General features: G+C 71.5%; 25 protein-coding genes and 1 pseudogene. 23 read left to right on the top strand and 3 right to left on the bottom strand.

Annotated features, from left to right (window positions below):
- The first annotated feature begins 15 nt into the window (after window positions 1-15).
- On the top strand, window positions 16-921 hold the full coding sequence (pdxS, locus tag FHS23_RS21165) for a pyridoxal 5'-phosphate synthase lyase subunit PdxS (protein WP_183659009.1): 906 nt from the start codon (window positions 16-18) through the stop codon (window positions 919-921).
- Window positions 922-972: 51 nt separating this feature from the next.
- On the opposite strand, the gene FHS23_RS21160 is transcribed toward pdxS, so the two are convergent.
- Window positions 973-1605 carry a helix-turn-helix domain-containing protein gene (locus FHS23_RS21160; RefSeq protein ID WP_183658882.1) on the bottom strand — a complete coding sequence of 211 codons (633 nt, stop codon included), beginning with the start codon at window positions 1603-1605 and terminating at the stop codon, window positions 973-975.
- 54 nt (window positions 1606-1659) lie between these two features.
- Between FHS23_RS21160 and FHS23_RS21155 the strand changes: the two genes are divergently transcribed.
- The 14 genes from FHS23_RS21155 (at window position 1660) to FHS23_RS21090 (ending at window position 15214) form a co-directional block, all read left to right on the top strand.
- Entirely contained in the window at window positions 1660-2409 is a 750-nt protein-coding gene (locus tag FHS23_RS21155) for an AzlC family ABC transporter permease (protein ID WP_183658880.1), read from the top strand.
- Window positions 2406-2729, top strand: coding sequence for an AzlD domain-containing protein (locus FHS23_RS21150; protein ID WP_183658878.1), 324 nt, complete (start codon window positions 2406-2408; stop codon window positions 2727-2729). Before FHS23_RS21155 ends, FHS23_RS21150 begins: the two co-directional genes overlap by 4 nt.
- A 172-nt stretch (window positions 2730-2901) precedes the next feature.
- Window positions 2902-3537, top strand: a complete 636-nt coding sequence (gene pdxT, locus FHS23_RS21145) for a pyridoxal 5'-phosphate synthase glutaminase subunit PdxT (protein WP_183658876.1) — start codon at window positions 2902-2904, stop codon at window positions 3535-3537.
- Window positions 3534-4286 carry a YebC/PmpR family DNA-binding transcriptional regulator gene (locus tag FHS23_RS21140; RefSeq protein WP_183658874.1) on the top strand — a complete coding sequence of 251 codons (753 nt, stop codon included), beginning with the start codon at window positions 3534-3536 and terminating at the stop codon, window positions 4284-4286. The genes pdxT and FHS23_RS21140 overlap by 4 nt, the downstream gene beginning before the upstream one ends.
- A 175-nt stretch (window positions 4287-4461) precedes the next feature.
- Window positions 4462-4998 carry a DUF4262 domain-containing protein gene (locus FHS23_RS21135; protein ID WP_183658872.1) on the top strand — a complete coding sequence of 179 codons (537 nt, stop codon included), beginning with the start codon at window positions 4462-4464 and terminating at the stop codon, window positions 4996-4998.
- A 118-nt stretch (window positions 4999-5116) separates the two neighbouring features.
- On the top strand, window positions 5117-5728 hold the full coding sequence (gene ruvC, locus FHS23_RS21130) for a crossover junction endodeoxyribonuclease RuvC (RefSeq protein WP_183659007.1): 612 nt from the start codon (window positions 5117-5119) through the stop codon (window positions 5726-5728).
- Window positions 5725-6324: a Holliday junction branch migration protein RuvA gene (ruvA, locus tag FHS23_RS21125; RefSeq protein WP_183658870.1), complete on the top strand. Its 600-nt coding sequence runs from the start codon at window positions 5725-5727 to the stop codon at window positions 6322-6324. The genes ruvC and ruvA overlap by 4 nt, the downstream gene beginning before the upstream one ends.
- A 9-nt stretch (window positions 6325-6333) precedes the next feature.
- Window positions 6334-7449, top strand: a complete 1116-nt coding sequence (ruvB, locus tag FHS23_RS21120; RefSeq protein ID WP_183658868.1) for a Holliday junction branch migration DNA helicase RuvB — start codon at window positions 6334-6336, stop codon at window positions 7447-7449.
- 128 nt (window positions 7450-7577) lie between these two features.
- A complete protein-coding gene (yajC, locus tag FHS23_RS21115) occupies window positions 7578-7970 on the top strand; it encodes a preprotein translocase subunit YajC (protein ID WP_183658867.1) in 393 nt (130 codons plus the stop codon).
- 207 nt (window positions 7971-8177) lie between these two features.
- Window positions 8178-9899 (top strand): protein translocase subunit SecD, encoded by a 1722-nt coding sequence (gene secD, locus FHS23_RS21110; RefSeq protein WP_183658865.1) that lies wholly within the window; start codon window positions 8178-8180, stop codon window positions 9897-9899.
- Window position 9900: 1 nt separating this feature from the next.
- Window positions 9901-11220 (top strand): protein translocase subunit SecF, encoded by a 1320-nt coding sequence (secF, locus tag FHS23_RS21105; protein WP_183658863.1) that lies wholly within the window; start codon window positions 9901-9903, stop codon window positions 11218-11220.
- Window positions 11217-11732, top strand: a complete 516-nt coding sequence (locus tag FHS23_RS21100; RefSeq protein WP_183658861.1) for an adenine phosphoribosyltransferase — start codon at window positions 11217-11219, stop codon at window positions 11730-11732. The genes secF and FHS23_RS21100 overlap by 4 nt, the downstream gene beginning before the upstream one ends.
- A gap of 155 nt (window positions 11733-11887) precedes the next feature.
- Window positions 11888-14410 (top strand): RelA/SpoT family protein, encoded by a 2523-nt coding sequence (locus FHS23_RS21095; RefSeq protein ID WP_343054151.1) that lies wholly within the window; start codon window positions 11888-11890, stop codon window positions 14408-14410.
- A gap of 30 nt (window positions 14411-14440) precedes the next feature.
- The gene (locus tag FHS23_RS21090) at window positions 14441-15214 is read left to right on the top strand and encodes an enoyl-CoA hydratase-related protein (protein WP_183658859.1); all 774 of its coding nucleotides are present in this window, start codon (window positions 14441-14443) and stop codon (window positions 15212-15214) included.
- An 80-nt stretch (window positions 15215-15294) separates the two neighbouring features.
- On the opposite strand, the gene FHS23_RS21085 is transcribed toward FHS23_RS21090, so the two are convergent.
- The gene (locus FHS23_RS21085) at window positions 15295-16149 is read right to left on the bottom strand and encodes a peptidylprolyl isomerase (RefSeq protein WP_183658857.1); all 855 of its coding nucleotides are present in this window, start codon (window positions 16147-16149) and stop codon (window positions 15295-15297) included.
- Window positions 16150-16262: 113 nt separating this feature from the next.
- Here FHS23_RS21085 and FHS23_RS21080 point away from each other — a divergent pair, with 113 nt between their 5' ends.
- A complete protein-coding gene (locus FHS23_RS21080) occupies window positions 16263-17084 on the top strand; it encodes an MBL fold metallo-hydrolase (RefSeq protein ID WP_183658854.1) in 822 nt (273 codons plus the stop codon).
- A complete protein-coding gene (locus tag FHS23_RS21075; RefSeq protein WP_246382549.1) occupies window positions 17081-17845 on the top strand; it encodes a hypothetical protein in 765 nt (254 codons plus the stop codon). The genes FHS23_RS21080 and FHS23_RS21075 overlap by 4 nt, the downstream gene beginning before the upstream one ends.
- Here the strand turns inward: FHS23_RS21075 and FHS23_RS21070 are convergent.
- Window positions 17802-19664, bottom strand: a complete 1863-nt coding sequence (locus FHS23_RS21070) for a YibE/F family protein (protein WP_343054149.1) — start codon at window positions 19662-19664, stop codon at window positions 17802-17804. The genes FHS23_RS21075 and FHS23_RS21070 overlap by 44 nt on opposite strands.
- A gap of 211 nt (window positions 19665-19875) precedes the next feature.
- On the opposite strand from FHS23_RS21070, the gene aspS reads away from it, so the two are divergent.
- From aspS to FHS23_RS21040, 6 genes and pseudogenes are all read left to right on the top strand, one after another.
- Window positions 19876-21669, top strand: a complete 1794-nt coding sequence (gene aspS / locus FHS23_RS21065; RefSeq protein WP_183658852.1) for an aspartate--tRNA ligase — start codon at window positions 19876-19878, stop codon at window positions 21667-21669.
- 181 nt (window positions 21670-21850) lie between these two features.
- Window positions 21851-23167 (top strand): phosphotransferase, encoded by a 1317-nt coding sequence (locus FHS23_RS21060; RefSeq protein ID WP_183658849.1) that lies wholly within the window; start codon window positions 21851-21853, stop codon window positions 23165-23167.
- Between the two features lie 220 nt (window positions 23168-23387).
- The gene (locus FHS23_RS21055; protein ID WP_425501159.1) at window positions 23388-24299 is read left to right on the top strand and encodes an SGNH/GDSL hydrolase family protein; all 912 of its coding nucleotides are present in this window, start codon (window positions 23388-23390) and stop codon (window positions 24297-24299) included.
- Window positions 24272-25675: an AAA family ATPase gene (locus FHS23_RS21050; RefSeq protein WP_183658845.1), complete on the top strand. Its 1404-nt coding sequence runs from the start codon at window positions 24272-24274 to the stop codon at window positions 25673-25675. The genes FHS23_RS21055 and FHS23_RS21050 overlap by 28 nt, the downstream gene beginning before the upstream one ends.
- Window positions 25676-25860: 185 nt before the next feature.
- Entirely contained in the window at window positions 25861-26265 is a 405-nt protein-coding gene (locus FHS23_RS21045; protein WP_183658843.1) for a DUF948 domain-containing protein, read from the top strand.
- Window positions 26262-26466: pseudogene (locus tag FHS23_RS21040) on the top strand (hypothetical protein); the annotation flags it as partial. The gene FHS23_RS21045 and the pseudogene FHS23_RS21040, both read left to right, overlap by 4 nt.
- Window positions 26467-26824 lie beyond the last annotated feature (358 nt).

The following is a 26824-nucleotide window of genomic DNA, read 5'->3' as shown; positions in this document are numbered from 1 at the left end:
CTCGTGTCGACGTCGATGTCCGCCTCCCAGCCGCCCGCCACCGAGACCGGCACCGCCCGCGTGAAGCGCGGGATGGCGGAGATGCTCAAAGGTGGCGTGATCATGGACGTGGTCACGCCGGAACAGGCGAAGATCGCCGAGGACGCGGGCGCCGTCGCGGTGATGGCGCTCGAACGCGTGCCCGCCGACATCCGCGCCCAGGGCGGTGTCGCGCGGATGAGCGACCCGGACCTCATCGGCGGCATCGTCGACGCCGTGTCGATCCCGGTGATGGCCAAAGCGAGGATCGGTCACTTCGTCGAGGCTCGGGTGCTGCAGTCGCTGGGCGTGGACTACGTCGACGAGTCGGAGGTGCTCACACCCGCGGACTACGCCAACCACATCGACAAGTGGGCGTTCACCGTGCCGTTCGTGTGCGGCGCGACCGACCTCGGCGAGGCGTTGCGGCGTATCACCGAGGGCGCGGCCATGATCCGGTCCAAGGGCGAGGCGGGCACCGGTGACGTGTCCAACGCGACCACGCACATGCGGCAGATCCGTGCCGAACTGCGCAAACTCGCGGCGCTGCCGGAGGACGAACTGTACGTCGCCGCGAAGGAGTGGCGGGCGCCCTACGAGCTGGTGCGGGAGGTCGCGGCGACCGGGAAGCTGCCGGTCGTGCTGTTCACCGCAGGCGGCATCGCGACCCCCGCCGACGCCGCGATGATGATGCAGCTCGGCGCCGAGGGTGTGTTCGTCGGCTCGGGCATCTTCAAGTCGGGCGATCCGGCGAAGCGGGCCGAGGCGATCGTCAAGGCCACCACCTTCCACGACGACCCGGACATGCTCGCGAAGGTCTCGCGCGGACTCGGAGACGCGATGGTCGGCATCAACGTCGACGACGTCCCCGAACCGCACCGTCTCGCCGAACGCGGCTGGTGAGTGCGGAGCCGCTCCGCCGTACAGTGCGGGCGTGAACCGTCGGGTGCGTGTTCAGGTGTGCTCGGAGACGAGGACGGCGGTGGTGCCGGGGTCGAGTGCTTCGAACACGTGCGGGAGGTCGCCGGGATAGGCGATGTAGTCACCGGGTGCGAGTTCGGCGGGGTCGTCGCTCGGTCCCACGAGGGCGCGCCCTGTGCTCAGGACGACGTGTTCGACGACCCCGGGCATGTGCGGGTCCGATTCACGCGCCGGGCCGGGTTCGGCGGTGATCAGGTACAGGTCGCGGCGCGCGTTCGGGGGGCAGGTGGACAGCACCGTCGCCAGGTAGTCCGCGCGGTCGGCGGCGAACCGCGGGCCCTCACCCGCGCGCACGAGCTGTACCTGCGGCCGCGCGGGCTGGACGAGCAGCGCGAACGGAACGTCGAGCGCCACGCTCAGCGCCCAGAGCGTTTCGACGCTCGGGTTGCCCGCGGCGGATTCGAGCTGCGACAGCGTGGATTTCGCGACGCCTGCGCGACGTGCCAGTTCGGTCAGTGACAGACCGGCCTTCTGCCGTTCCCGCCGGAGTGCCGCGGCGATGTGCGCCAGCGGCCCCGCCGCCTCGGGTGCTGTTCCGTCCGCTGCGTCCACGGGGGGCTCCGGCGCGGGCTGCGTGGGGTCGGTCTCCGTCAATGTTCGCTCCATCGGTCCGACTGTTCGCCTTGACGAACGCACCCGAGGTGTTCACCATGTCAGGTGATGCGTTCGATGTGGCGAACACTAACAATCCGGCTCGGTCCCGGCCTACTGCGCGACATCGCGCTCGTCTGTGCCGCCGACGGGCTCGTCGGCGCCTCCTTCGGGGCGATCACGGTCGGGTCGGGGTTGCCGCTGTGGCTGCCGATGCTCATGTCCGTCGTCGTGTTCGCCGGCGCGGCGCAGTTCATGTTCGTCGGCCTGATCGCCTCGGGCGGCAATCCGATCGCGGCCGTGCTCGCCGGACTGCTGGTCAACGCGCGGCACCTGCCGTTCGGGTTCGCGATCGGCGACGTGTTCGGGCGCGGACTCGCGCGGCGGGCGGTCGGCGCTCACCTGATGATCGACGAGACGGTCGCCTTCGCCCTGGCCCAGCGGGACGTCGACCGTCGCCGCACGGCGTTCTGGGTCTGCGGCATCGGGCTCTTCGCCTGCTGGAACGTCGGGGTCGTGGCGGGCGCTTTCGGCGGCACCGTCATCTCCGACACCGACGCCTTCGGACTCGACGCCGCCTTCCCCGCCGTACTGCTCGCCCTGGTTCTGCCGTCCCTGAAGGACCGCTCGACGCGACTCGCCGTCGTTGTGGGCGTGGTCGTCGCCCTCGCCACGTCACCGCTGCTGCCCGCGGGCGTGCCCGTACTGCTGGCCCTCGCGGGCGTGCTCGTCACCCTCGGCGGAACCCCGGACGAACCACGCGACGGTGCCCGCGATCGTTCTGCCGCGCCCCGGTCCCACTCGGAGGACGCCACATGATCAGCCCGCTCGTACTCGTCGTCGCCACCGTCGTTCTGGGCGCAGGCACGTTCGCGTTCCGCGTCGCCGGCCCCGCACTGCGCAGCCGTGTCACGCTGTCGGACCGCGCCGAACACCTCATGGCGACGGCCGCCGTCGTGCTGCTCGCGGCGCTCGTCGCGACGTCGGCGCTGCTCGAGGACGGCGGCTTCGCGGGCGTGGCCCGGCCGGCCGGAGTGGCGATGGGTGGACTGCTGGCGTGGCGGAAAGCGCCGTTCGTGGTCGTCGTCCTCGCCGCTGCGGCCACCGCCGCGGGACTCCGGCTGCTCGGCGTGCCGTAGGCGCACCCGCCCACACTCGCCGGGCGGTGGCGCCGGAGTGAGTACCCTGGACGGACCAACCCGAGCGGCCGACCGCCGGCGCTGTCCGCGTGCCGGGTCCGCAGGCCACCGGCTCCGCGACGCTCCCGGAGCGGCGCTCGCGGGAACGACGAGCCCGGAGGAACGATCTCGCGTGAACGCCCGCCCGACAATCGGCGTGTTAGCCCTGCAGGGCGACGTGCGTGAGCACGCCGCCGCGCTCGAGCGCGCAGGTGCGACGGCCGTGCCGGTGCGCACGCCGGACGAACTGGCGCGCGTGGACGGCCTCGTCCTGCCGGGCGGCGAATCGACCACGATGTCGCGCCTGCTGGTCACCTTCGAGTTGCTCGAACCGGTCCGGCAGCGGCTCGCCGCCGGCATGCCCGCGTACGGGTCGTGTGCCGGCATGATCCTGCTGGCCCGTACGGTCCTGGACGGCAGGCCCGACCAGGAACAGCTCGATGCCCTCGACGTCGTGGTGCGGCGCAACGCCTTCGGCAGGCAGGTCGACTCGTTCGAGGCCGACCTCGCCGTCGCCGGCGCCGGGGACGAGCCCGTGCACGCCGTCTTCATCCGCGCGCCGTGGGTCGAGAAGGCGGGTGAGGACGTGGAGGTGCTGGCCAGAGTGCCGCACACCGCGGAGGCCGGGGACGCGGCCGATAGGATCGTCGCCGTCCGTCAGGGCAGGGTGCTCGCAACGGCGTTCCACCCCGAGCTCACCGGGGACGACCGGGTGCACCGGCTGCTGGTGGGCATCGCGGAAGAAGACGTAGATCTGGAGGAGAGATGAGCGGCCACTCCAAGTGGGCCACCACCAAGCACAAGAAGGCCGCCCTCGACGCCAAGCGTGGCAAGCTGTTCGCGAAGCTGATCAAGAACATCGAGGTCGCTGCGCGTACGGGCGGGGGCGACCCGGACGCGAACCCGACGCTGTTCGACGCCATCCAGAAGGCGAAGAAGAACTCGGTCCCCGCCGACAACGTCGAGCGCGCGCGCAAGCGCGGCGCCGGTGAAGAGGCCGGCGGCGCGGACTGGCAGGAGATCACGTACGAGGGCTACGGCTCGAACGGTGTCGCCGTGCTCATCGAGTGCCTCACCGACAACAAGAACCGCGCCGCCGGCGAGGTGCGTACCGCGCTCAGCCGCAACGGCGGTTCGCTGGCGGACCCGGGCTCGGTGGCGTACCTGTTCACCCGCAAGGGCATCGTGCTCATGAACAAGGGCGACAAGTCCGAGGACGACGTGCTCATGGCGGTGCTGGACGCGGGTGCCGAAGAGGTCAACGACCTCGGCGAGAGCTTCGAGATCGTCTGCGAGCCCGGCGACCTGGTCGCGGTGCGCACGGCGGTGCAGGAAGCCGGTTACGACTACGAGTCCGCCGAGCTGAGCTTCCAGCCGTCGGTGAACGTGCCGCTCGACGTCGAGGGCGCCAAGAAGGTCTTCCGGCTGATCGACGCGCTCGAGGACTGCGACGACGTGCAGAACGTCTACACCAACTTCGACGTCTCCGACGAAGTGATGGCCGAGGCGACCGCCTGACCGTACCGGCCCTACGGCGCCCGGAACCACGGGCGTTTCGGGCCCACAGGCGTTTCGGAATCACGGCGCCCGGCGGTGGCGGGCGATACTGCCGCCGCAGGGCGCCGTCGCCGTGTACGGGGATGTGTACTCGCGCGGCGCGGGCGGTGGGATCCGCCGCGGGGGATGGGGCAGAATGCACGCCGTGAGTGTCGAGACGCCGGATTCCGCGAACACCGCCGACCCCGACGACGAGCTCCGGGAGTGGATCGTCGCCGAGGCCGAACGGCGTGGCAACGCGGTGATCAGCGTGGCGGCCGACGAACGCGGCGCCGGCTACGCCTTCACCGTGTGCGCCTGGGCGATGCACGGCATCCCTGAGGCCGTCGTGATAGGACTGCCCGCGGAGCTGGCGCCGGTGCTGCTGGACGCCTACGTCGACCGCGCGGCCACGGGCGAGGAGTTCCGCTGCGGCGAGTTGTACCGCGACTTCTTCGACGGTGTGCCCGTCACCTTCGAACGGGTCAACGCGGGCCACTACCCGGAGTTCTTCGGCAGCGCGTTCGTGGTCTATCCCGAGGGTGACTTCCCCGCACTGCAGATCATCGTGCCGACCCCCGACGGCCACTGGCCGTGGGCCGAGGCCGCGCCCGAGGGGTTCGCCTCGTGGCAGCCGGTGCTCACCGAGAGCGGCAGGCCCGAGAGCTGGACCCCCGGCGTCGACGGCCCCTGATCGCCGGCGACGCGGGCTACGCCTGCGGGCGCGTGGGTCCGGCGCGCCTGTCGGGCCCTCCGCCGGGCGGGCGGTACTGTGACGGCTCGAACGGATGTTCCCGGACAGGGGGAGACAGGTGCGCGTGCTCGGTGTGGATCCCGGGCTGACCCGGTGCGGTCTCGGTGTCGTCGACGGCGGGCTCGGCCGGTCGGTGACGTGCGTGGCCGTCGACGTGGTGCGCACGCCCGCCGACGCCGAGCTGGCGACGCGGCTGCTGCGGATCTCCGACGCGGTCGAGCATTGGCTCGACGTCCACCGTCCCGAGGCGGTCGCCGTCGAACGGGTGTTCAGCCAGCACAACGTGCGCACGGTGATGGGCACCGCGCAGGCGGGCGGTGTGGTGGCGCTGAACGCGGCGCGGCGCGGGTTGCCGGTCGTGTTCCACACCCCGAGCGAGGTGAAGGCCGCGGTGACCGGGTCGGGCCGAGCCGACAAGGCACAGGTCACCGGCATGGTCACACGGCTGCTGAAGCTCGAGTCGCAACCGAAACCCGCCGACGCCGCGGACGCGCTAGCGCTGGCGATCTGCCACCTGTGGCGGGAACCGATGCGCGAACGCCTGGCGGCGGCGGAGGAGAAGGCCGCGCAGCTGGCGCGCGCCCACAAGGCGAAACTCGCCGCGGCGGCGAAGGACAGGGCCCGGCGGGCCGCCGACGACACGAACAGCGGAAGGAACACGCGCCGGTGATCTCCTCGGTGAAAGGTGAGGTCCTGTCGATCGGTCTCGACCACGCGGTCGTCGAGGTCGGCGGAGTGGGCCTCGCGGTGCAGGCCACGCCCGCGACGCTGGCGACGCTCCGCCGCGGCGACGAGGCCCGGCTCGCGACGTCGCTGGTGGTGCGGGAGGACTCGCTGACCCTGTTCGGCTTCGCCGACACCGAGGCGCGCGACCTGTTCGCCCTTCTGCAGACCGTGTCGGGCATCGGTCCGCGGTTGGCGCTGGCGGCGCTGGCCGTGCTCGACCCGGACCAGCTCCGCACCGCGTTGGCCGACGGCAACATCACGACGCTGACGCAGGTGCCCGGAATCGGCCGCAAGGGCGCCGAACGCCTCACGCTCGAACTGCGCGACAAGGTGCTCGCAGGGGATCCGGCCGCCGGCGTGGCCGGTGCTCGGCAGGACGACGGTGCGGCGCGGGCCGAGGTCGTCGAGGCGCTCGTCGGTCTCGGGTTCGCGCAGAAGCAATCCGAGCAGGCCGTGGAGAAGGTCGCCGCCGACGACGCGGGCGCGGACACGTCCGCCCTGCTCCGCGCTGCGCTCACCACCCTCGGCACGAAACGCTGACCGGTCGCCATGCACGATGACGACATGACCGACTTCGGCGATGCGGGCTTCGAGGACGGCCCGGCGGCCGGGTTCGCCGACGCGGCCGCGGAGGCGGCGCTCTCGGCGTTCCCACAGGCGGGCGACCGCGAGGTCGAGACGGCGCTGCGGCCGAAGAAGCTCGGCGACTTCGTCGGCCAGCCGCGCGTGCGCGAGCAGCTCGAACTGGTCCTCGAAAGTGCGAGGAGACGGGGCGTGCCCCCGGACCACGTGCTGCTGTCCGGCCCGCCCGGCCTGGGCAAGACGAGCCTGGCGATGATCGTCGCCGCGGAACTCGGCGCGGCGATCCGCATCACCTCCGGCCCCGCACTGGAACGGGCGGGCGACCTCGCCGCGATGCTGTCCAACCTCGCCGAGGGCGACGTGCTGTTCATCGACGAGATCCACCGCATCGCACGGCCCGCCGAGGAGATGCTGTACCTCGCCATGGAGGACTTCCGCGTCGACGTCGTCGTCGGCAAGGGGCCCGGAGCGACCAGCATCCCGCTCGAGGTCGCACCGTTCACGCTGGTCGGCGCGACCACGCGCTCGGGGGCGCTCACCGGGCCACTGCGGGACCGATTCGGTTTCACCGGGCAGATGGAGTTCTACACGCCCGACGAACTCGGCCACGTGATCGAACGTTCCGCCGCGCTGCTGGGCATCACGATCGACGACGCGGGCCGTGCCGAGATCGCCCACCGGTCCCGCGGCACGCCGCGGATCGCGAACCGGCTGCTGCGCCGGGTCCGCGACTACGCCGAGGTGCGCGCGGACGGTCAGGCGACGCTGCCGGTCGTGCGGGCGGCGCTCGAGGTGTACGACGTCGACGAGCTCGGCCTCGACCGGCTCGACAGGGAGGTGCTCGGCGCGCTCGTGCGGTCGTTCGGCGGCGGTCCGGTCGGCGTGTCGACCCTCGCGGTGGCGGTCGGCGAGGAGCCGACGACCGTGGAAGAGGTCTGTGAGCCGTATCTCGTACGTGCCGGTATGCTCGCCCGTACCCCGCGCGGCCGGATCGCTACGGCGGCCGCCTGGGAGCACCTCGGCCTGGCGCCGCCGTCGGATGCGGCCGGGGTTGACGCCGGTGCGCCGACCCTGTTCGACTGAAACGTTGCCGGGGTGCGGTGGCAGGGGGCCGCCCGTTCGGGCGGCGTTACCTGGCACACTCGAAAGAGCACATCCAGACAAACGTGGACGTACCGCAAGGCGGAGAGACGTCCGGCGAATGGAGAACCATGGAAGGCCTTTTGCTGCCGCTCCTGCTCATGCTCGTGCTCGCGGTCCCGCTGATCATGGGCACGCGCAAGCAGAAGAAGATGGCTGCGCAGCAGCAGGAGCTGCAGAGCAGCCTTGCCCCCGGCGACCGTGTGATGACCACGTCCGGCATGTACGCGACGGTTGCCGACGCGACGGACGAGAGCACGATCGACCTCGAGATCGCCGACGGCATCGTGACGACCTGGCTGCGTCAGGCCATCCGCGAGCGCATCGACCCGGTGGCGGCCGAGGACGAGGACGAGGACTCCGTCGAAGAGGCCGCCGACGAGCAGGCCACCACCACGTCCGACTCCGAGTCCGAGTCCGTGACGACGGCCCAGGTCGCCGAGCCGCTCGAGCACAAGAAGTAAGGCAGCGAGCCCGCGACGTCCGTCGGTTCTTCATCGGATCGGCGGCAATGAATTCGCGGCTTTGCACGCAGCGTTCACGCAGCGCCGAGTAGTGTCTCGGTGCTGCGTGCGTTCGCGTTGAACCGCCTTTCGGTCGGTCCACGTGGAGCGCTGCGCATTTTCGGACTCATCGCAAGCCGCTGAACATCTTCGAGGAGAACCACCGACGTGGCACCACCGGCCGGGACGATCCGCCCGGGACGCTATCTGAGCATTTTCGTCCTCATCGTCGTCGCGCTCTATTCACTGGTGTTCTTCACCGGTGACCGCGAGCCGACCCCGAAACTGGGGATCGATCTGCAGGGCGGCACCCGGGTCACCTTGACCGCACGCACTCCCGACGGTCAGGAGCCGTCGCAGGAACAGCTCGACCAGGCCCGCCAGATCATCGAGACCCGTGTGAACGGCATCGGGGTCAGCGGCGCGGAGGTGGTGCTCGACGGGAACAACGTCGTGATCACGGTTCCGGGCGAGGAGGGTCAACAGGCCAAGAACCTGGGCCGGACCGCCAAGCTCGGCTTCCGCACGGTGATCAATGCTCAGCCGGTGCAGCAAGGCCAACAGGGCCAAAACGGTCAAGGCGGGCAAGGTCAACAGGGCCAGCAAGGCCAGCAGGGCCAAAACGGTCAAGGCGGGCAGGGGCAACAGGGCCAGGGTTCCCCGGATGTCGAGGGCAGTCCCCAGGGCGGCGGTGGCAGCCAGCCGCAGTCGGAAGAGGAAATCGCCCGTGAGATCCGCGAGGCGAAGCAGGTCCGTCAGAACCCGGCGCTGGATCCCGGCCGCAACCCTCAGCAGGGGGCGTCCCAGCAGGCTCAGCAGCTGCAACAGCAGGCAATGGCGAGCGTGACCTGCTCGCCCAACGATCCGCTGGTGGGCAACGACGAGCCGGATCGGCCCCTGGTCACGTGTAACGAAGAGGGCACCGAGAAGTATGTGCTGAGCCCGGTGTTCCTCCAAGGCACACAGATCGAGGACGCCTCGGCCCAGTTCAACCCACAGCAGGGTGGTTGGCTCGTGAACCTGCAGTTCAAGGGACAGGGAACGAGCACCTGGGCGGACTACACCGCGCAGAACACCGGCGCCAACGCCGCCTTCGTACTCGACACTCGGGTGGTGTCGGCACCGACGATCAACGAGCCGATTCCGAACGGCCAGACGCAGATCAGCGGCGAATTCACGGAGGAAGAGGCGCAAAACCTCGCCGACATTCTCAAATACGGCTCGCTCCCGCTGTCGTTCGAATCGTCCGACGCCACGACGGTGTCGCCGACGCTCGGTCTCGCCTCTCTCGAAGCAGGTTTGATCGCCGGTGCGGTCGGTATCGCGCTCGTGTTCGTCTACTGCCTCATCTACTACCGGATGCTCGGCGTGCTGACGGTCCTGTCATTGGCATTGTCCGCTGCGATCGTCTACGGCGTGCTGGTGCTGCTCGGCCGCTGGATCGGATTCACCCTCGATCTCGCGGGAGTGGCCGGATTCATCATCGCCATCGGTGTCACCGCGGACTCGTTCGTCGTCTATTTCGAACGGTTGAAGGACGAGATGCGCGAGGGCAAGTCGTTCCGGTCGGCGGTGCCGCGAGGGTGGATCCGTGCCCGGCGCACGATCCTCGCCTCCGACGCGATCATGTTCCTCTGCGCGGGGGTGCTGTACGCACTGGCGGTCGGTGAGGTCCGCGGATTCGCGTTCACGCTCGGCATGTCGACCGTGCTCGACCTGATAGTGGTGTTCCTCGTGACCCATCCGCTGGTAGCGATGGTGTCGCGGTCGAAGACGCTGTCGAGTCCGAAGCTCTCCGGGCTCGGGACCGTGCAGCGACTCGGCAGCCAGCGGCGCGGCGGTGTCCACGTCGGCCAGACGAAGGCCGCCACGAAGACGAAGGGAGCCTGACGTGTCCGAGGACGACACCAAGACCACGTCGGCTGCCGAGACGGCCGGTTCCGGCGGCGAGAAGACGTCGGTGTTCCAGCGGCTCTACACCGGTACCGGCGCGTTCGACATCGTCGGTCACCGTAAGCGCTGGTTCGTCGCGTTCGGGCTGCTGATCCTGGTGTGCATCGGCTCACTCGGGGTCAAGGGCTTCAACCTGGGCATCGAGTTCGAAGGCGGCACACAGATCCAGCTGCCCGCCCGGGGCGCGGCCGGACCGATCGATGAGGACGAGGCCAGCGACGTCGTCAGCGAGGCAAGCGGTGTCGCCGCCTCGGAAGCACAGGTCGTCGGTGTCGGCAGGTCCGCCACCATCCAGGTGCGCACGAGCACACTGGACTCGGGCCAGGTTGTCGACGTCAAGCGTGCACTGTTCGATGAGTTCCAACCGCTGGCGGCGAACGGTCAGCCCAGTGGATCGGTGATCAGTGACAGCGCGGTCAGTGCGTCGTGGGGTGGCGAGATCTCCCAGCAGGCGCTCGTCGCGCTGGCGGTGTTCCTGGTGCTGGTGACAGTCTTCCTGATCATCTACTTCGAGAAGTGGATGGCCGTGGCGGCGATGCTCGCGCTGCTGCACGACGTCGTCGTGACGGCGGGTGTGTACTCGCTGGTTGGTTTCGAGGTGACGCCTGCGACCGTGATCGGTCTGCTGACGATCCTCGGATTCTCGCTGTACGACACCGTTGTGGTGTTCGACAAGGTGAAGGAGAACACCCGCGGGCTGCTCAACCTGACCCGGCGCACCTACGCAGAAGCCGCCAACCTGGCTCTCAACCAGACGCTGATGCGGTCGATCAACACGTCGGTCATCGCGCTGCTGCCGGTGCTCGGCCTCATGGTGATCGGCTACATCCTGCTCGGTACCGGCACGCTGCAGGACCTGGCGCTGGTGCAGCTGACCGGCATGCTCGCCGGTGTCGTCTCGTCGGTGCTGCTGGCCACCCCGCTGCTCGTGACGTTCAAGATGCGAGAACCCAAGTACCGCGAGCAGGCCGAGCGCGTGGCCGAGCGCCGCGAGGAGCGGGCACGCGCAGCGCAGGCCGAGGGCGAGGCCGACGGCGTCGACCCGGACGACTACTTCGACCCGGGCGACGACGCCCAGCTCGAGAGTGAGCTGCGCAAGGAGAAGGCGGTCGCCGCCGCGGCGTCCGTACCGGCCCGCAACCAGAAGGCCCGCGACCGCAACCGTGGGCGCGACCAGCGGCCGCGGCGCTCGGGCACGCCGACCGGGAAGAGTACGGCGGGCAAGGGCTCGCCGACCGGAAAGAGGAAGCGCTCATGACCCTCGACGAGGCTCTCGGGCTGATCGCCGAACTGCCCGACTTCCCGGAGCCCGGAGTGGTCTTCCGCGACCTGACCCCGTTGTTCGGTGACCCGAAGGCTTTCGCCACGGTGATCGACGCGCTGGCCGAGGCGGTCGGTGACGTCGAGCAGCTGGCGGCGGTCGAGGCCCGCGGGTTCGTGCTCGCCGCGGCCGTCGCCTACGCCAAGGGTGTCGGCGTGACGCTCGTGCGCAAGGCGGGCAAGCTGCCGTCGGTCGGCGGCAGCGTCGACTACGACCTCGAATACGGCACGGCGACCCTCGAACTGCCCGCCGACGCGATCCGGCCCGGGGCGCGCGTGGCTGTCGTCGACGACATCCTCGCCACCGGCGGCACGGTCGCGGCGACGCAGTCGCTGCTCGCGGAAGCCGGCGCGGAGGTGCGATCGGTGGCGGTGGTGCTCGAACTGGCCGCACTCGGCGGTCGTGAGCGGCTCGGCGACGCGCCGCTGCACGTGCTGAAAACCGTGTGACCGCGCGGGCCGGATCCCGCCTGTTCGCGTGACCAGGCGGGATCCGGTCCGCAGCCGGACCGTGAACCCGTCGTGAACGCCGCCGCGCCGACCGCTTCGCACCGGGGTCTACCCTGAAGGGATAGGCACCCCCGCGCGATGAGCTGGAGGTACGGGTGAGCCAAGAGCTCGATTCCGTGGCAGCCCGGTCGAACGACGGCGACGGCCCCGCGCGGACGCAGGGCCGTGACGCTGCCCCGGCAGGCGATGCTGCCCCGGCAGACGATGCGGCACCGGCCGGGAACGGCCCCACGTCCACCGGGACCTCCGCGGCACCCGACGGTACGTCGTCGGGCCAGGCTCCCACGTCCGATCACGACACGACCGCTTCCGCGAACACGGAAGCCACCGCGGCCTCCCGCGGGAACCCGCACCCCGGGGCCACGCGGGCACCGTCCCCGACGCGGCGCGTCCGAGCGCGGCTCGCGCGGCGCATCACCGCGCAGCGCGCCGCGCCCGTCAAACAGGTCCTCGAGCCGCTGGCGGCCATCCACCGCGAACTGCACCCGAGTGCCGACCTCGGCCTGCTGCAACGCGCCTACGACGTCGCCGAACATCTGCACCGCGACCAGCGGCGCAAGTCGGGCGACCCGTACATCACCCACCCGCTGGCCGTGGCGACGATCCTGGCCGAACTCGGGATGGACACCACGACGCTCGTCGCGGCGTTGCTGCACGACACGGTCGAGGACACCGGCTACTCGCTGGACCAGCTCGGCAGCGACTTCGGCGACAAGGTCTCCCAGCTCGTCGACGGCGTCACCAAACTGGACAAGGTCAAGCTCGGCACGGCGGCGGAGGCCGAGACGATCCGCAAGATGGTCATCGCGATGGCCCGCGACCCGCGGGTGCTGGTGATCAAGTTGGCGGACCGGCTGCACAACATGCGCACGATGCGGTTCCTGCCGCCGGAGAAGCAGTCCCGCAAGGCGAAGGAGACGCTCGAGGTCCTCGCCCCGCTCGCGCACCGGCTGGGCATGTCGACGGTGAAGTGGGAACTCGAGGACCTGGCGTTCGCGATCCTGCATCCCAAGAAGTACGACGAGATCGTGCGGCTGGTCGCCGACCGCGCTCCGTCCCGCGACACGTATCTGCGCGGGGTCATCAACGAGCTGAACTCGCACCTCGAGGCGTCCCGGGTGGCAGCGAAGGTCGAGGGCAGGCCGAAGCACTACTACTCGATCCACCAGAAGATGATCGTCCGTGGCCGCGAGCTCGACGACATCCACGACCTGGTGGGCGTGCGCATCATGGTCGACGACGTCCGCGACTGCTACGCGGCCATGGGCGTCGTGCACGCGTTGTGGCAGCCGATGCCCGGCCGGTTCAAGGACTACATCGCCCAGCCGCGGTTCGGCGTGTACCAGTCGCTGCACACCACGGTGATCGGGCCGGACGGCAAGCCGCTCGAGGTGCAGATCCGTACCCACGAGATGCACCGCACGGCCGAGTACGGTATCGCGGCGCACTGGCGGTACAAGGAGACACGGGGCACCCACGGCGGCAACACCGTCGACGTCGACGAGATGGCCTGGATGCGCCAGCTCCTCGACTGGCAGCGGGAGGCCGCCGACCCCGGCGAGTTCCTCGAATCGCTGCGCTACGACCTCGCCACCCGCGAGATCTTCGTGTTCACGCCGAAGGGCGACGTGATCACGCTGCCCGTCGGCTCGACGCCGGTCGACTTCGCCTACGCGGTGCACACCGAGGTCGGCCACCGCTGCATCGGCGCCCGCGTCAACGGCAGGCTCGTCGCGTTGGAGCGCAAGCTCGAGAACGGCGAGGTCGTCGAGATCTTCACGTCCAAGGCCGAGGGCGCCGGGCCGAGCCGCGACTGGCTGCAGTTCGCCGGTTCGCCGAAGGCCCGCGCCAAGATCCGGCAGTGGTTCGCGAAGGAACGCCGCGACGAGGCCGTCGAATCGGGCAAGGAGGCCATCACCAAGGAGGTCCGCAAGGTCGGACTGCCGATCCAGCGCCTGGTGTCGGCCGATTCGATGAGCGCGGTCGCCAAGGAGCTGCGCTACAACGACATCAGCGCGCTGTACGCCGCCGTGGGGGAGAAGCACACCAGCGCCCAGCATGTCGTGCAGCGGCTCACGGCCCTCATCGGCGGTGTCGACGAGGCCGAGGAGGAACTCGCCGAGCGGGCGACGCCGTCGACGGTGACGCGGCGGCGCGGTTCGGGTGACGTCGGCGTGGTCGTGCCCGACGCCAGTGACGTGTGGACCAAGCTCGCCCGCTGCTGCACCCCGGTGCCCGGCGACGAGATCCTCGGGTTCGTGACCCGCGGCGGCGGCGTGAGCGTGCACCGCACCGACTGCACCAATGCCGACGACCTGCGGAGCCAGCCCGAGCGGCTCGTCGACGTCGAGTGGGCGCCCTCGGAATCGTCGGTGTTCCTCGTCGCCATCCAGGTCGAGGCGCTCGACCGGCACCGGTTGCTGTCGGACGTGACGAAGGTGCTCGCCGACGAGAAGGTGAACATCCTGTCCGCATCGGTCACCACGTCGAACGACCGCGTGGCCGTCAGCAAGTTCACGTTCGAGATGGGCGATCCGAAGCACCTCGGGCACGTGCTCAAGGTCGTGCGGAACGTCGAGGGCGTTTACGACGTGTACCGGGTCACGTCGGCGGCCTGAGCAGGCCGCAGGCTTCTAGCCTTACCGTCCATGACGGACGGAATCGACCTCACGCGCGACGGCGACCTCGCCCGGCTGACGCTGACCAGGCCGGCCAAGATGAACGCGATCACTCACGAGATGTGGTCGGCGATCCCGGAGATCGTCGCCGGCGTCGAGGCCGATCCTGCGGTGACGGTGCTGGTCCTGAGCGGGGAGGGCGAGCACTTCTCGGCCGGGGCGGACATCGGGGAGTTCCGGGATCTGCGGTCCACTCCGGAGGGTGTCGCGGCGTACGACAAGGCCGTGGACGCCGCCGTCGACGCGCTGGCCGGGATGGCCAAGCCGAGCATCGCCATGATTCGCGGCAACTGCATCGGCGGCGGTTGCCAGCTCTCGGTGGCCTGCGATCTGCGCTTCGCGGCGCCGGGATCCCGGTTCGGCATCACGCCCGCCAAGCTCGGCATCGTCTACCACTTCGAATCGACCCGGTTGCTCACCGAGCTCGTCGGACCGGCCCAGGCGCGCTATCTGCTGCTGTCCGGAAACCTCGTCGACGCCACCCGGGCCCGGGAGATCGGCCTCGTCACCGACGTGTTCGACGACCTCGAGAGGCAGACGGGAGAGTTCGCGGCCACGCTGTGCTCACGGTCGCAGACGTCGGTACGCGGCATGAACCGCATCATCGGGAAGATCGCCGCGGGCCTGACCGAACCGGACGACGAGGTGCACGCGCTGCGTGACGAGGCGGCCCGCGGCGCGGACTACGCCGAGGGAGTGGCGGCGTTCCTCGAACGCAGGGCCCCGAACTTCACCCACCGGTGAGCGTGAGGCCGAACGTGGCCGGTGCCGCGACGGCCCCGCCTCCCGGCACCGGCTCGCGCGAGTGAGGGAGGCCGGGACCGTCAGCCGGCGACGCTCACGTCGGTGAAGCGGACCTCGGTGTTCGGCTTGCCGCCGCCGGGGGAGGGGTCGAGCGACCCGTCGTGCCCCGCCTTCGCGACCTTGTCCAACACCTTCAGGCCCTCGTCGGAGATGGTGCCGAACACCGTGTAGTCCGGCGGGAGCTCCGCCTGGCCGTAGACCATGAAGAACTGGCTGCCGTTGGTGTCGGGCCCTGCGTTGGCCATCGCGAGGACGCCGCGGCCGTACTTCAGCTGCTGGAACGTCTCGTCGGCGAAGGTGTAGCCCGGGCCGCCCGAACCCTGACCCGTCGGGTCGCCGCACTGCAGCATCTGCAGGCCCTGGGTGCCGAGCCGGTGGCACGTGGTGTCGGTGTAGTAGTCCTGCTCGACGAGGTTCTCGAAGCTGTTGACCGCGCACGGCGCCAGCGAGCGGTCGAGCGTGACCGGGATGTCGCCCGCGGTGGAGGACAGCGTGACATCGACCGTGCCCCGGGACGAGACGTTCTGGCCGTTCGGCGGCTCGACCTGCTTGGCGGCCTCACCGTTCTCGGGGTACTTGCAGTCGGTGGGATTCGGCAGCGGCTTGCTGCGTTCGGGCGGTTCGACCCGCTGGCTGGGGATGGACACGTCCTCCGACGGTGCCGCGCTCGAACTCGCCTCGCCCTGTGCGTTCGCCGCGCCCTGGTCGTCGTCCTGGCCGGTGAACACCACGATCAGTCCCGCAGCCACGACGACGACGCCGACGGCCGCCCCGATGCCGATGATCTTGCGTCGTTTCGCACGTTCGGCCCTGCGAGCGAGCTGCCGTTCCAGCTTGCGCTTCGCTGCCTCCCGGCGCTGCTGGTTGGTCCCCACCTGGCCTCCTCGTTCACCCACGTGTTGGCTGGCGGCAGTCTATGGGCACGGTCTGTAAGACCCCGGTAGAGGGGCCGCTAGGCTGGGCGGGTCGCGGATGCGGAGGTGGGAACGTGCTGGTCGCAGGATTCCCGGCCGGGACGTTCCAGGCGAACTGCTACCTGCTCGCACCAGGTCCGGACCGGGCGTGCGTGATCGTCGACCCCGGTGAGGACGCGGGTGCGCCACTTGACCGGGTGGTCTCCGAGCACCGTCTGACACCCGCCGCGATCCTCGCCACCCACGGTCATCCGGACCATGTCCACGCGGCCGCCGAGACCGCCCGGGCCTACGACCTTCCCGTCTGGATCCGACCCGAGGACCGCCGGCTGTTGAGCAGACCGTGGCTGGGGCTGAACGACGAACTCGCGGCCGGGCTCGGCCACCGCCCGTGGCTCGAACCGGACGCGGTACGGGAACTCGGTGCCGACGGCGATCCGGAACCGGTGCTGGAACTGGCCGGACTGCGCATCGAGGCGCTGCACACACCCGGCCACACGGCCGGTTCGACAGTGTTCCGCCTGGCCACCGGGGAGGGCGGACAGATCGCCCTCACCGGCGACACCCTGCTGCCCGGTTCGGCGGGCCGCACGGACCTGCCCGGCGGGGATCCTACGGCGCTGCGCCGGTCGCTGGCGCGGCTGACGGCGACGCTCCCCGACGACACGGTCCTGCTGCCGGGCCACGGGCCGAGTACGACCATGGGACAGGAGAAGACGTCGAACCCCTGGCTGGCCGCGGAGGGGCGTGGCACCGCGGCTCCCCGCCACGCGGAGCGGGGCGATACGGGCGGCGGCCACGCCGAGCGGGGCGATACGGACGAGAGCGGAGGGCAGGGCCGGGGTCCGGCCCTCCCGCCACGTGGGCCGGCAGCTGCCGGAGAGAGGCGATCATGAACGAACCGGAGCCGACCGACCCCGACCTGCCGGACGTCACCGGTGGCGACAGCGGCGGGAAGGCCGACGACGGCGGTGACGCCGGGAACGCCGGCGGGCCGGTCGGCGCGGGCCGGTCCGCAGGAGGCGGCCACGACCCGGAGCGGATCGTGCTCCACGGCCAGGACGGGAAGCTCCGGCGCAAGCGCGCCGCCGCGGGCCTCGTGGGTGTCCTGCTGTTCGCCGCGGCGTTCGGCGGGGTGGCGGGCCTGATCGGCGGCCTCGGCCCGGGGCTGGTGGTCGCCGTGATCGTCGCCGCGGCACTGGGATTCGTGGTGGCCTCCAACGCGCGGCGGCAGGTGTGGCTCGACGGCAGGACCGTGGTCATGCGCAGCTTCGGCAGCCGCCGCGTGGACCTGGTCACCGCGTCGCGGATCGAGCTGCTGCTCAGCGATGTGCGGGGATCGCGCACCGTGAGCCTGCTCGTGACGTCGGAATCGAACAAGGCCGTGAAGGTCGACCTCGCGATCTACGCCGGCACCGGTGGCCGGGAGCTCGGCATACTGGCGCTCCGCAGGCTCGCGGACGCGCTGGCCGACAACATCGAGGCCAACGGGCTCGTCTTCTCCGAACTGCTGGTGGCGCAGCTGCGGTCAGAGGCGCGCGGCGACGGGGCGGCGGATCGGCCGCTGTACCGCATCGCCTCGCTCGCGCCGCAGGGCAAACTCGCGCAGCGGTTCACGATGGAGGCGGTGAGTCGGTTCGTCGCGTCGCTGGAGTGATGCGACGGGGCGGAGCTCCGCGGCCCTCCGCGACGTCGGCGGCGGTGGCACCGTCGCCCGGCGGGTCCCCGGACTCGTCGCCCACGTCCGCCCGGCCCGCGTCGGCGGGATCGGCCGGACAGGGGGCGGGGGAATCGGCGCGGTCGTCGGCCGCGGGGACGACGGGGTTCTCCTCCCGCACCACGATCACCGCGGCGAGCAGCGTTGTCACCGGCACCGCCGCGATGATCCCGATGCTGCCCGCGAGCGTGCGCACGATCTCGGAGGCCAGCTCCTGCGACGTCAGGATCGACCCCAGCCCGACGTCGGACAGCGACGCCAGCAGCAGCGCGGGCAGCGCCGCACCCGCGTACGCCATGACCAGCGTGTTGACGGCCGACCCGACGTGGGCGCGCCCGATCCGCAGCGCGGCGCCGTACAGCTCCCGCCACGACTGCCGCGGGTTCACGCGGTGCAGTTCCCAGACGGCGCTCGCCTGGGTGACCGTCACGTCGTCGAGCACACCGAGCGCGCCGATGACGATCCCCGCCAGCAGCAGGCCGCGCGCGTCGATGCCGTGCCCGAGCGACCCGATCAGGGTGGACGTGCTCTCGTCGAGGCCGGTCAGGCGTGCGGCGCCGGCGAACACCGCGGCGATCAGTCCGATGAGCGACAGGCTCACCATCGTCCCGAGTACTGCGGCCGACGTGCGCGCCGAGAAGCCGTGGGTCGTGTAGAGCGCGACGAACATGATGAGCCCGGCGCCGGCGATCGCCACGAGCAGCGGGTCCCCGCCGTGGAGGATCGACGGCAGCACGAACAGTCCGATGATCACCGCGGTGACGGCCAGTGCGCCGAGCGCCGCGACACCCCGCCACCGGCCCAACACCACGACGGCGAGTGCGAACAGGCCCGCCAGCAGTGCGAGCGGCAGACTGCGCTGGAAGTCCTGAACCTGGTAGGACGATCCGGCCTGCGCGTCGGCGCCGCTGTAGGACAGCACGACCGCATCGCCCGCGGCGAACCGCGGATTGCCCTGTCCCGCTGGCAGGCTCTGGGTGATCGTGCGGCCGTCGGCGGGCCCGTCGGTGAGCCTGATCTCGATCTGCTGGCACGGCCCGCCCTGACCCGGGTCGCCGACCTGTACCTGGCCCGGGGACAGACACGGGCCCAGTTCGGAGGAGATCACGTCGCCGTGGACCGGCTCACCCACGGCGTAGCCGCTGACGTCCGGCTCGCCCCACGGATACAGCAGCACGACGCCGGCCAGTGCGGCGAGGGCGAACGGCGCGAGCAGGGAGATCAGCAGGGTCCGTACCCGGCGCGAGGCCGGTGCCGCAGGCTCGTGTCCGTGTCCGTGTCCGTGTCCGTGTCCGGCTGCGGCTGTGGCTCCGGTCGACGGGGTCTGCTCGCCGGAGTGGGTGCGGCCGCCCGACCTCTCCGGCCTGTCGGCGGGCCGTGCGGTGCCTGTGCGCCGCGGACCGGTCTCCCGGCCGGGCTCGCGGCGCGACCGCGCGTGGGCGGGGTCGCGCCCGTCGGCGGCGTCGCGGACATCGGGACGTGCGCGCGGCTCGCGTCGAGGCGCCGGGCGGGAGCCCGGGTCACCGGGCCGCCTGCCGCGTACGGGCCGATCCGCGGGTGCCCTGCCGTCGTCGGTTCCCCGGCCGGGCGGGCTGCCGTCCGTCCCGGGCCGGCGTGCCCGCCGCCGCTCGTCAGCGGGACCCGCCCCGCGCCGGACACGCGGCCCGGGCCCGGGGCCGTCGGCGCCGGGCCCCTCGTGGGGCGGGATCGGTTCGGGCAGGACCGGGCCCGTGTCGTCGTCGGAGAAGTCGCGGGGCACGGGGACATCCTCGCGGGCGGGCGCGGCGGGCCGGGTGCCAGGTCCCGGAGCCGGGACGAGACACGGCGTGACAACCGGGTGAGGCCGACGGCGGGCGGGAAACCTGGTGGCGATGCGCCACGGGCGGTTCGTTAACCTGGGCCGTCGGCGGTATCGCCGCCGTCCGACTCCGTCCGACTGTATCTTTCGCTTTCCGAGAGGACCCTGCGCAGTGCTTCGCACTCACGACGCCGGCACGCTGCGTGCCGAGCACGTTGGCCAGACCGTCACCCTGACCGGCTGGGTGGCCAGGCGGCGCGATCACGGCGGGGTGATCTTCGTCGATCTGCGGGACGCCAGCGGCGTCGCCCAGATCGTGTTCCGCGAGGGCGAGATGGCCGAGCGCGCGCACAACCTGCGGGCCGAGTACTGCGTCAAGGTCACCGGCGAGGTGTCCAAGCGCCCGGAGGGCAACGAGAACCCGGAGATCACGACCGGCGACCTCGAGGTGTACGTCAACGACCTCGAGGTGCTGTCGGAGGCGGCGCCGCTGCCGTTCCCGGTGGACGAGCGCCTCGACGTCGGCGAGGAGGTGCGGCTCAAGCACCGTTACCTCGACCTGCGCCGCGACGGTCAGGCCCGCAACATGCGGCTGCGCAGCGACGTCAACCGCGTCGCGCGGAACGTGCTGCACGATGCGGACTTCGTCGAGGTCGAGACGCCCACCATGACACGGTCGACGCCCGAGGGTGCCCGGGACTTCCTCGTGCCCGCCCGGCTGCGGCCCGGCTCCTGGTACGCCCTGCCGCAGTCGCCCCAGCTGTTCAAGCAGCTGCTGATGGTCGGCGGGCTGGAGCGCTACTTCCAGATCGCCCGGTGCTACCGCGACGAGGACTTCCGCGCCGACCGGCAGCCCGAGTTCACGCAGCTCGACATCGAGATGAGCTTCGTCGAGCAGGACGACGTGATCGCGCTCGGCGAGAAGATCGTCCGCGAGCTGTGGACGCTGATCGACGTCGAGCTGCCCGAGACGTTCCGTCGGATGAGCTACGCCGAGGCGATGTCCAAGTACGGCTCGGACAAGCCCGACCTGCGGTTCGGCCTGGAACTGACCGAGCTGACCGAATTCTTCGCGAACACGCCGTTCCGCGTGTTCCAGGCGCCCTACGTCGGTGCGGTCGTCATGCCCGGCGGTGCCGACCAGCCGCGGCGCACGCTCGACGCCTGGCAGGAGTGGGCCAAGCAGCGCGGGCACAAGGGCCTCGCGTACGTCCTGGTGGGCGAGGACGGCACGCTGTCGGGACCGGTGGCCAAGAACATCTCCGACGAGGAGAAGGCCGGCCTGGCCGACGCCGTCGGGGCGAACCCCGGCGACTGCATCTTCTTCGCCGCGGGCCCGCCGAACAGTGCGCGCGCCCTGCTCGGTGCGGCGCGCGGCGAGATCGCCGACCGGCTCGACCTCGTCGACGAGAACGCCTGGTCGTTCGTGTGGATCGTCGACGCCCCGATGTTCGAGTCGGCCGACGAGACCGACGACGTCGCGGTCGGCACCGGCCAGTGGACGGCCCTGCATCACGCGTTCACCTCGCCGAAGCCCGAGTGGGTCGACACGTTCGACAGCGACCCCGGAAACGCCCTCGCCTACGCCTACGACCTCGTCTGCAACGGCAACGAGATCGGCGGCGGTTCGATTCGTATCCACCGCGGGGACGTGCAGCGCCGCGTGTTTCAGGTCATGGGCATCTCGGAGGAGGACGCGCAGGAGAAGTTCGGATTCCTGCTCGACGCGTTCCAGTACGGCCCGCCGCCGCACGGCGGCATCGCGTTCGGCTGGGACCGCATCGTGATGCTGCTTGCGGGTGCCGACTCGCTGCGCGATGTCATCGCGTTCCCGAAGACAGGCGGCGGATTCGACCCGTTGACCAGCGCGCCCGCGCCGATCACCGCGCAGCAGCGGAAGGAGGCGGGCGTCGACGCGAAACCCGCCAAACCGGCGCAGCCCGCCGAGCACGGGGCCGCCCAGTAGCGCACGCGGTCGTGGGCGGCTGCGGAGCGAGCGTTCCGGCAGTCGGGGGACGCGGGTGGGCTCCGCGACCGTTCGCGACGTGACGCCGCATGGGCCGCACGGTCGAATGTCGCCGTGTGGCGCGGATTGCGGTCATCTGATTGTGGTCACTGTTCCCGTCGCACTAGTAGGGTCGGAGCCAATGACTGTGGACACCCCTCCCGCTGACGATTCGACCGTCGGCGCAGGAGCGGACTCTTCCTCCAGTGATACCGCCATGGCCGCGGTGACGGCTGCGGAGGCGGTTCTCGCGCAGCGATTCGGCAGCACGATCTCCCTGGTCGACGCCGAGGACCTCGCCGGGAGCGGCCCCGCGACGGTGGTGCGCGCCCGGGTGGCGTCCTCGCCGTTCTCCCTGCCCCGCACGCTCGTCATCAAGCACTATCCCGACGAACCGGGCGAGGGCGAGGACGACGCGTTCGCCCGGGAGGCGGCCAGCTACCAGCTGTTCACGGCGCTGTCGGCCGACGACCGCACCTGCCCGGAGATCCTCGCGCACAGTGCGGACCATCGGCTGCTCGTGATCGACGACCTGGGCCGGGCGCCGACGCTGCAGGACAAGCTGAGCGGATCCGACGCCCGCGCGGCGGAAACCGCCCTGCTGTCCTGGGCACGGTCGCTGGGCCGGATGCACTTCAGCACGGCCAACCGCGAGGCGGACTTCAACGCCCTGCTCCGAAGGCTCGGCAAGGCCGGATCGGGCTCGGGCCAGTCGGAACAGTCCGCGCCGCCCGTCGCGGCCACGGCAGCCGTCGCGCCAGCGGCGTGCGAGCCCGCGGATGCCGCGGGCGAGGCACCCGCGCTGCTCGGGGAGACGCTCGGCATCGACACGCCACCCGACGTCGTCGCCGCGGCGCAGCGCGCCGCGGAGCAGGCGCGGTCGGCGGCGTTCCGCGCGTTCAGCCCGGTGGACCTCTGGCCCGACAACAACCTCGTCACCGGCGAGGGCGTGCGGTTCCTCGACTTCGAACGGGGACGCGTGCGCAGTGCGCTCGTCGACGCGGCACACATGCTGGTGCCGTTCGTGTCCGGCCCCGAGCCGCTGGCCCTGCCTCCGGGTGTCAGCGAGGCGATGATCACGTCGTGGCGCGCCGAGGTGGCCGACCTGTGGCCGTCGCTGGCCGAGGACGACACGCTCGACCGATATCTCGCCGACGCCGCACAGCTGCTCGTGTGGGAGGCGACGTGCCGGTGGCTGCCCGCGCTCGCCGGCGCGGAGCGCGCGTCCGGCGAGACCCGTGACAACGGCGATCGCGCACGTGGTCACGAGCCCGGCACGGCCACGGCGCGCGCGGCCGCACTCGCCACGTGGTGGCGCGACCTCGCCGACCACGTGGGCCGTGCTGGTGATCCGGCCGACGGCGCCGCTGTCGCCGCCCATGCCGGGGCCGTCGCCCGCGCGCTCGACGGGCGGTTCGGCCCGGACCTCGAACTGCCGCTGTACCCGGCGTTCCGCTGACCGTTCCCGCGCCGGGTGCGGCAGCGGTGGCGTCAAGGTTCGCCGGCCCGTATCCACCCCGTTACCCGGGTCTCACCGCGGGTGCGCACGGGCGCGCGACCGTGCCCCTGTGACGCTCGACAGCCGCGTACAGCCGGACCTTGGTCCGCGCCCCGCCGTCCTGCCCGACGCCCCCGATCCCTCCGCACAACCCGTCCAGCCCCTCCCGCACGCTCGCCCGGTGTCGCCCGCCGCGGACCCTCCGGTCGTCGAGGAGGTGCGGCCCGCGACTCCACGACGGGTGCAGCGGCTCGCCGTCCTGGGTGACTCGACGGCCGTCGGCCTCGGCGATCCGCTGCCCGGCGGCGCCTGGCGCGGCGTCGGCCCGCTGGTCGCCGAGGCGCTCGGCGTCCCGCCGGACCGCTACGCCAACGTGTCGTTCACCGGCGCGCGGGTCGGCTGCGTGCGCACCGTCCAGCTGCCCGGCGTGCTCGAGGTCGCCCCGGACGTCGCCGTCGTCATCGCGGGGATGAACGACACGCTGCGGTCCGACTTCGACACCGCGACGCTGGCGGACGACCTCGACGCCACGGTCGTCGGCCTGCAGGAGGCAGGCACGACGGTCGTCACGGTCCGCTTCCACGACCACGGGCGCGTGTTCCGGCTGCCCGGCCCGCTGCGCCGGGCGCACGCGGCCCGGGTGGGCGCGCTCAACGACGCCGTCGACACGGTCGTGGCGCGCCGCGGTGCGCTGTGCGTCGACCTCGACGTCCTGCCCGGTGCCTACGACCTGGACTCGTGGAGCGTCGACCGACTCCATCCCTCCGAACGGGGCCACCGGTTGCTGGCCCTGGCCGTCACCGACGTGCTCGCCGGCTCGGGATTCGCCGTCCCGGCGCCGGTGTCGCTCGCGTGCTCGGGAGGCGCCGCCTCCGGGACCGTCGACCACGTCGCCTGGCTGCTCGGCAAGGGGGTGCCGTGGTTGTGGCGCCGCGGCAGGGACCTGGTGCCGCACGCGGCCGGGATCGTCGCGCGCGACCTGCTCCGGTCCGGTGTACGAGCCGCGGGGACCGGCCGGGTGCCCGTCGTGTCACTACTGCGGGCGCTGCCGATTACGGTCGAGGGGTGCAGCAAGACGAACTCTTCACGGTGAACGAGGACGTGGCGCCCCCGCCGGTGTCGGACCAGCCGCAGGCGCCACCGGAGCCGCCACCCGGCTCGCCGCTGGCCGTCCGGATGCGGCCCGCGTCGCTCGACGAGGTCGTCGGCCAGCAGCATCTGCTCGGCGAGGGCGCGCCACTGCGCAGGCTCGTGGAGGGTGCGGCCCCGGCGTCGGTGCTGCTCTACGGCCCGCCGGGCACGGGTAAGACGACGCTCGCGAACCTCGTGTCGACGGCTACGGGCAGGCGGTTCGTCGCGCTGTCGGCGCTGTCGGCGGGCGTGAAGGAGGTCCGCGGGGTCATCGAGGAGGCCCGCAGGCGGCGCAAGTACAACGCCGAGGACACCGTGCTGTTCATCGACGAGGTGCACCGGTTCTCCAAGACCCAGCAGGACGCGCTGCTCGGGGCCGTCGAGGACCGAACCGTGCTGCTCGTCGCGGCCACGACGGAGAACCCGTCGTTCTCGATCGTCTCGCCGCTGCTGTCGCGGTCGCTGGTGCTGCAGCTGCGGCCGCTCACCGACGACGACGTCGCCGAGTTGCTCGGCCGGGCGCTCACCGACGAGCGTGGCCTGGGGGGCCGGTTCGAGCTCACCGACGAGGCCCACGGCCACCTCGTGCGGCTCGCCTCCGGCGACGCCCGGCGCGCCCTGACGGCCCTGGAGGCCGCCGCGGATGCGGTGAGCGTCTCTGCGGCCCCGGACGAGACGGCCGTGGTCGGCCTGGAAACCGTCGAGGCGACCGTGGACAAGGCCGCCGTCCGCTACGACCGGGACGGCGACCAGCACTACGACGTGATCAGCGCGTTCATCAAGTCGATCCGCGGCTCGGACGTCGACGCCGCCGTCCACTACCTGGCGCGGATGATCGAGGCGGGGGAGGACCCGCGGTTCATCGCCCGCCGCCTCGTCGTGCACGCGAGCGAGGACATCGGCATGGCGGACCCGACGGCGCTGCAGTCCGCGGTCGCCGCCGCCCACGCGGTGCAGTTCATCGGCATGCCCGAGGGCAGGCTCGCGCTGGCGCAGGCGACCGTGCACCTGGCGACCGCGCCGAAGTCCAACGCCGTCATCGCAGCCATCGACGGTGCGCTCGCCGACGTCAGGGCCGGTGGTGCCGGAACGGTGCCGCCGCACCTGCGGGACGGCCACTACACCGGAGCCGCGGCACTCGGCCACGCGCAGGGTTACCGCTACCCGCACGACGTGCCCGAGGGCGTGCTCGCCCAGCAGTACCCGCCGGACGAGCTGGTCGGCCGCGACTACTACGCCCCCACGCAGCGCGGCGCCGAGCGGACGTTGGCCGAGCGCGTGCCGCGGCTGCGGCGCACCATCCGCGGCGAACGTGGGGACCCGGGGGAGGGCCGGTGACGACCGCGTGCATGCGTACTCGCCCCGCCGCGACCGCCCCCGCACGAGCCCGTACGACGCACGGGTGCGACACGCTGGGTCACCGAGAGGCAGGGCTGCCGGTCCGAACGGGGTGGCGCACGGTAGCCTCACAGTTCCCATCGACCCAAGGGACCGTCTCACCGATCCATGAATAGGGAGGGCACGTGTCGGCAGGGCAGATCGCCGCACTGGTCGCCGCGGGCGCCTTCGTGCTGCTGGTGTTGTTCTTGGTGATCGCGCTGGTCAAGCTCGGTCGTACGCTCGACGAAGCCACGGTCGCGATCCGCAAGGCGCACGAGAACACCGACCCGCTGTTGCACGGGGCCAGCGACACGATCACGCACGTCAACACCCAACTGGAACGGGTCGACGGCATCACGTCCGATGTGCGGACCGTATCCGGCAACGCCTCCGCGCTGTCGTCGGTGTTCACCGCGACGCTCGGCGGGCCGCTGGTGAAGACCGCGGCGCTGTCGTACGGCATGAGCAAGGCGATCAAGGCGCGCCGCGCGGCGAAGGCCGAGAACGGCAAGCACACGCTCCGGCGCGGGAGGAAGAGCAAGCGATGAAACGCCTGTTCTGGCTGGGAGTCGGCGTGGCCGCAGGCGTCACGCTGTCCCGCAAGGCCAGTGAGACCGCTCGTCAAGCCACTCCGGTGGGCGTAGCCTCGAACCTGGGTGACGCCGTGCGTGAACTCGCCGGCGCCGTCGGCGCGTTCGGGGCGGACGTCCGGGCCGGCATGAGTGAGCGGGAGCAGGAGCTGAATCGGGTCGTGGACCGCCCGGTGACGCAGGTCCGGCCCCCGGAGCCCGGCAAGCCGGCGCAGGAGGCGCGGGTGCCGTATCCGGAGTCGGCGCCCCCGCAGGCGGGTGCGCCCGGTCAGTCCGCTGGACGCCCGCCGCGCCCCGCTCGCCCCGCGGGCCAGGCCGGTCAGCAGGGCCGCCCCCAACAGGGACGTGGCCAGGGTGGCAGGCCGTCGGCGCAGCGCAGGCCCCGAGCTCCGCGGGCGGAAGGCTGAGGCCACCAGGCCACCAGGCCACCAGGCCACCGGGCGCCGACGCCCACCCGCGCCTTCCGCCGCCCCCGGTCCGACGCCGTAGGCGGTCTGCCGAACCAGACCGCCGCTCC

This window comes from Prauserella isguenensis (assembly GCF_014191605.1).
Classification (GTDB): Bacteria; Actinomycetota; Actinomycetes; order Mycobacteriales; family Pseudonocardiaceae; genus Prauserella; species Prauserella isguenensis.
This window is presented reverse-complemented; position numbering and strand designations above follow the sequence as displayed.